The sequence below is a fragment of the Streptomyces sp. NPDC034085 genome (genome assembly GCF_055575555.1).
Window position 1 is genome coordinate 1 of sequence record NZ_JBVISL010000026.1, and the last position, 4345, is coordinate 4345.

At 74.2% G+C, this 4345-nt stretch carries 5 protein-coding genes; 4 read left to right on the forward strand and 1 reads right to left on the reverse strand.

All coding sequences use genetic code 11. The features are described 5' to 3' along the window. The 3 genes from ACZ501_RS34970 to ACZ501_RS34980 all read left to right on the forward strand — a co-directional run. Positions 1-95 (forward strand): adenosylhomocysteinase (locus ACZ501_RS34970; RefSeq protein WP_361608646.1); only part of this gene is annotated, 95 nt, incomplete at its 5' end. Between the two features lie 93 nt (positions 96-188). After that, positions 189-836, forward strand: a complete 648-nt coding sequence (locus ACZ501_RS34975) for a hypothetical protein (protein WP_361611016.1) — start codon at positions 189-191, stop codon at positions 834-836. 49 nt (positions 837-885) lie between these two features. Then, positions 886-1965, forward strand: a complete 1080-nt coding sequence (locus ACZ501_RS34980; RefSeq protein WP_468800828.1) for a DNA polymerase III subunit beta family protein — start codon at positions 886-888, stop codon at positions 1963-1965. Between the two features lie 6 nt (positions 1966-1971). Here the strand turns inward: ACZ501_RS34980 and ACZ501_RS34985 are convergent, their stop codons facing one another. After that, a complete protein-coding gene (locus tag ACZ501_RS34985) occupies positions 1972-2871 on the reverse strand; it encodes an RDD family protein (RefSeq protein ID WP_468800822.1) in 900 nt (299 codons plus the stop codon). A 111-nt stretch (positions 2872-2982) separates the two neighbouring features. On the opposite strand from ACZ501_RS34985, the gene ACZ501_RS34990 reads away from it, so the two are divergent. Further along, positions 2983-3990 carry a stage II sporulation protein M gene (locus tag ACZ501_RS34990; RefSeq protein ID WP_468800825.1) on the forward strand — a complete coding sequence of 336 codons (1008 nt, stop codon included), beginning with the start codon at positions 2983-2985 and terminating at the stop codon, positions 3988-3990. Positions 3991-4345 lie beyond the last annotated feature (355 nt).

Consider the following 4345-nt stretch of genomic DNA (forward strand, 5'->3'; position numbering starts at 1 on the left):
TCGGCGTCAAGCTCACCACCCTGCGCCCCGAGCAGGCCGCGTACATCGGCGTCCAGGTCGAAGGCCCGTACAAGCCCGACCACTACCGCTACTGATCCACCGCCGCCGGTCCCCACGGATCCGCAGCACTCCAGGCAGGCCCCCGGCACCCGCGCCGGGGGCCTGCCCCGTACCCGAGGACCACAGCCATGCCCCGCGGCCGCTACTCGCTCCACGACCCGCACGACCACACCCCCCTCGGCGAGGAACACTTCCACTGCGCCCCCGGCCCCTCCGGCTGGCGCTACGTCGCCCAGCTGACCACCCCGGACGGGCAGCACCGCGGCTCGCTGGACCTGGCCATCGACGCCCTCGGCCGCCCCATCCGCCTGGAGGCCAACGCCGCGAGCTGGCAGGTCCGCGGCGCGGCCATCGACGGCGTCACCTGGGTCCGCACCGACCCCACCGGAGCCGAGGCCACCGAGGGCAACGTCGCCGCCCCCGGCTTCACCGGCAGCTCCCCGGCCTTCCTCGTCGCCACCGCCCGCCTGCTGCGCCTGGCCCCCGGCGCCCCCGCGACCCGCGTCCGGCTCCTCGCCCTGACCGACCCGGTCCTCGCGCCCCGCACGGTCGACCAGGCCTGGGCCCTGCGCTCCCGCGCCGAACACCCCACCGACAGCGGCCCGCTCGTCGTGGACGAGTACCAGGTCACCGCACTGGACACGGGCGAGGTCCACACCGTGCACATCGCGGGGGACGTGGTCCTCTCCGCCCCCGGCATCGAACTCGAACACCTGGAGACCCCGCCGTCGGCCTTCACGGACGACTCCGCGGACGACGAGCCCGAAGGCCGTTGACCCTCGACCTGGTGGAGGGCCCAGAGTGCCGGGTGTGGAGAACGACGCGATGCGCAGCATCGGCGAGATGGCCCGCGACAGCGGACTGGGCGTGAGCGCCCTGCGGTTCTACGACCGCGCCGGCGTACTCGTACCGGCCCGGGTCGACCCGGCGACCGGCTACCGCTGGTACGGCCCCGGGCAGCTGGAGGAGGCCCGGCTGCTGGTCCGGCTGCGCCGGGCGGGCATGCCGCTGGCGGACGTCCGGCTGGTCCTCGCCGGCTGGTCCGGTGCGGACGCGGGCCTCGTACGGCAGCTGCTCCAGGCGCACCTGCGCCGCCTGGAGGCCGGGCTCGCCGAGGCACGCGCCGAGTTCTCCGCGGTCCGAGCGCACCTCGAACACAGGGAGAACCCCATGAGCGCACCCCGTACCGCCACCGCCCGGCTGACCGTCTCCGCGCCCACACTCGCCGCGGCCCTGGACGCCGTCCGCTTCGCGGCCGGGACTGCCCCGGAGCTGCCGGCGCTCGGCGGTGTCCTGTTCGACGTCGAGGACGGCACGCTGCGCCTCGCGGCCACCGACCGCTACCGGCTGGCCGTGGCCAGGGCCGCCGCCGAGGGGTACGACGGCCCCCGGGCGTCCGCCGTCGTACCGTCCCCGCTCGTCGACGCGATGCGAGCGCTGCTGGACGGGGACGGGCGGGCGACGCTCACCCTGGACGGCGGCCAGGTGGTCCTGGAGTCCGGTGACCGCCAGACGGCGGGCCGCTGCCTCGACCACGACTTCCCCGACTACCGCCGCCTCGTGCGGCTGCCCGCGGGACGCCGTGTCCCAGTCGGCGTCGCGGCACTGCGCCGGGAGCTGGAGTCCGGGCCCGTCCGTACCGACGTGCGCGAGGAGGACGGCGCGCCCTGCGAGATCAGCGTGCTCCGGGTGACGGCGGACGGCACCGTCTCCGTGTGCGACGACGGCGACGAAGGCGAGGGCCGCATCGCCGTCAACCGGGACTTCCTGCTCGACGCCCTGACGGCGGGGGGCGGGGACCAGCTGGTCCTGGAGTTCGGCGCACCCGACGCCCCCGTGGCGGTCCGCCGGCCGGCGGACGAGGAGACGTTCTCCCTGCTGATGCCCGTCCGCCTGGACGCCTGACACCCCCTAGGCGGGCGGGGCGAAACCGGTCCCGGGCGCCGGCGGCGGGGCGGGCGCCGCGGGAGCCGGGGCGGGCGCGGGGGCAGCCACCGGCCCGGGCATCGGCATCGGCATCGGCAGCGGCGCGGGAGCCGGGGCGGGCGCGGCCGGTGCCGGGCCCGCGGTGAAGGCCCTGGCGGCATCCCGGGACTGCCGCTCGTGCACCACCCCCATCAGGAACGCGGCCGCCGGCACCCCGGCCGGCGGCGGCGTCCCCGTCCGGGCCACCACATCGTCCGCGAGCCGCGCCGCCATCGCGGCACCCGTGTGCGGGTCCAGCTGGTTCATCCGCGTCAGGTACTGCCGTATCGCCAGCCACAGCCCGTCCGGCACCGCCGACAGGTCCAGCGCGGCGAACTGCCCGGCCAGCCACGGCGGCGGCGCCGGCACCGGCATCACCCGCGCCCCCGGCACCCGCTCCCGGACCACCAGCGTCCCCGCGAACACGTCCCCGAGCCGCCGGCCCCGCTCCGACATCAGCGAGGCGATGCAGGCGACCGCCCCGAAGGTGACCAGCAGCTCCACGACCCCGAGGGCGCCGCGCACCAGAGCGTGCCGGAACCGGATCGGCCCGCCGTCCTCCCGCACCACCCGCAGCCCGCACGCCAGCTTCCCCAGCGAACGCCCGTGGCTCAGCGTCTCCACCGCGATCGGGACCCCGACCAGCACCAGCAGGAAGCCCGCCACCGCCACGGCCGCCTGCGCGGCATCGTCCAGACCGGAGGTCGCGTACAGCAGAGCGACGGACACCACCACGTACCCGGTGACGTACACGGCCAGGTCGAGCAGGATCGCGAGCGCCCGGCTCGGCAGCCGCGCCGGCCGCAGGCCCAGGACGACCGCGTCCCCCGTCACCAGACCGCTCACCGCGTGCACCTTTCGCCGACCTGACCCGCCCCTGTGCAGCCCAGTCTGCCAAGCTGACCGCAGGAGAAGTAAGCCGTATCGGGTGGCCAGGGGCAGGGGAGCGGTAACCGGATGGATCTCGACGTCTTCGTGGCGGCCCACCAGACGGAGTGGGCCCGCCTGGAGCAGCTCCTCGGACGCGGCCGGCGGCTCACCGGCGAGGAGGCCGACGAACTCGTCGCCCTCTACCAGCGCACCTCCACGCACCTGTCCCTGATCCAGTCGAGCGCCCCCGACCCGATGCTCACGGGCCGCCTCACCCAGCTCGTCGCCCGCGCCCGCTCCACCGTCACCGGAACCCGCCGCGCCGGCTGGCGCGACGCCGCCCGCTTCTTCACCGAGGGCTTCCCGGCCGCCGTCTACCGCAGCCGCCGCTGGTGGATACCCACGGCGCTGCTGTCCACGGCGCTCGGCGTGCTCATCGGCTGGTGGATAGCCACGCACCCCGAGGTCCAGAGCGCGATCGCGGCCCCCGAGCACCTGAAGGACCTCACGAAGCCCGGCGGCCAGTACGAGACGTACTACTCGAGCCATCCGGCGGCGTCCTTCGCCGCGCAGGTCTGGACGAACAACGCCCAGGCCGCCGCCGTCTGCCTGGTCCTCGGCGCCTTCCTGGGCCTTCCGGTCCTGTGGATCCTCTTCCTGAACATGGCGAACCTGGGCGTCGGCATCGGCCTGATGACCTCCGCCGGCCGCCTCGACGTCTTCCTCGGCCTGATCCTCCCGCACGGCCTCCTGGAACTGACGGCCGTGTTCGTCGCCGCCGGTACGGGCCTGCGCCTCGGCTGGACGGTCATCGACCCGGGCCCGCGCACCCGCCGCACGGCCCTCGCCGAGCAGGGCCGCGCCGCCCTCGGCATGGCCATCGGCCTGGCGGTCGTCCTCTTCGTGTCCGGCCTGATCGAGGGCTTCGTGACCCCGTCGGGCCTGCCCACCTGGGCCCGCATCACCATCGGCGTCGCCGCGGAGGCCGCCTTCCTCGTCTACGTCTACGTCCTGGGCGGCCGGGCCTCCCGCGCCGGCGAGGTGGGCGACGTGGAGGAGGCGGACCGCACCGCCACCCTGCCCACGGCGGCCTGATGTGCGTGCGGCCCCGCTCAGCTGCTAGTCTCCTCGTCGGCCCGCAGACCCGTTGACACGGCGGCTGTGGGGAGGTAGATTCAAACGGTTGCCCGAACTGGACAAGTTCGGCCGTGATGGTTTAAAATCTCTCTCGCCCCCGAAGGAATTGCATTCCGTGGGGCACATCGACTCTCCATTCAGGAAGACGAAGCCGGGAAATCCGGTGGAAATCTTCTGATAGAGTCGGAATCGCCGGAAAGGGAAAGCGCGAAAGCGCGGGACCTGGAAAGCACCGAGGAAATCGGACACGAAAGAGTCTGATAGAGTCGGAAACGCAAGAACACAGAACGAAAGCCCGGAGGAAAGCCCGAGA

What these genes read in the sequence shown, in the direction of transcription:
- ACZ501_RS34990 (WP_468800825.1), top strand. Translation starts at nt 2,983, where the DNA reads ATGGATCTCGACGTCTTCGTGGCGGCCCACCAGACGGAGTGGGCCCGC.
- ACZ501_RS34975 (WP_361611016.1), top strand. Translation starts at nt 189, where the DNA reads ATGCCCCGCGGCCGCTACTCGCTCCACGACCCGCACGACCACACCCCC.
- ACZ501_RS34980 (WP_468800828.1), top strand. Translation starts at nt 886, where the DNA reads ATGCGCAGCATCGGCGAGATGGCCCGCGACAGCGGACTGGGCGTGAGC.